This is a genomic window from Bacillus cihuensis (assembly GCF_000504145.1).
Lineage (GTDB): Bacteria > Bacillota > Bacilli > Bacillales > DSM-1321 > Peribacillus > Peribacillus huizhouensis.
In genome coordinates this window covers 1-598 of sequence record NZ_AYSD01000043.1, presented here as the reverse complement: position 1 = coordinate 598, position 598 = coordinate 1, and the positions used below count along the sequence as shown (strand labels likewise).

The window sequence follows — 598 nt, the reverse complement described above, 5'->3', positions numbered from 1 at the left end:
AAAGCCGAGATCCAGTTTTAATTTTAAAGTCTTTCTTCATTCTCGGTGAAGCCGCCAATACCACACTACCTTGACGGTCCGTGCTGCCAACAACAGCAAGGTAACAACTCATTGGATCAAGTCCAAGCATTACTGCTGCAACACTAGCATAAAAAGCCTTCATGTCTATACATAAGATAGCACGTTTAGGAAATTGACTATAATCCATCATTTTTCCCTCCATTATGCTTCTTGCACGCTAATAATATTTTTAAAAGGGATGTGATGAAAGTAACCATCTAAGTCTTGGAAAATAATTTGGCTTTTTAACTGATTAATGTAATGAGTAGTTCCGGTAATCGACTCTACAAAACCATTATTAAAAACTTTAAAAGTGACAGGCGTATTATATTCCATTGCCTCACATATGATTATTTCTATTTCTTCAATTTCTTGTTCATCAAGTATGGGTTGTTTAATCCGTTGTTCATCAACTAGAACATCCTTTAGACTTTGTACATGTTCTGGAAGCATCATAGCTGTCCATTTAATTGTTCCTCTATCACGAATCACATGACCATCTCCTTCGATATTAATATTATATGCAAACATTCGTTCG

General features: G+C 35.5%; 1 protein-coding gene and 1 pseudogene. Both read right to left on the bottom strand.

What is annotated here, in order from left to right:
- Positions 1-211 (bottom strand): annotated as a pseudogene (locus V179_RS0105595) (UV damage repair protein UvrX); the annotation flags it as partial.
- Between the two features lie 11 nt (positions 212-222).
- The coding region (locus tag V179_RS0105590; protein ID WP_051404846.1) for a YolD-like family protein at positions 223-598 on the bottom strand (376 nt) is incomplete at its 5' end.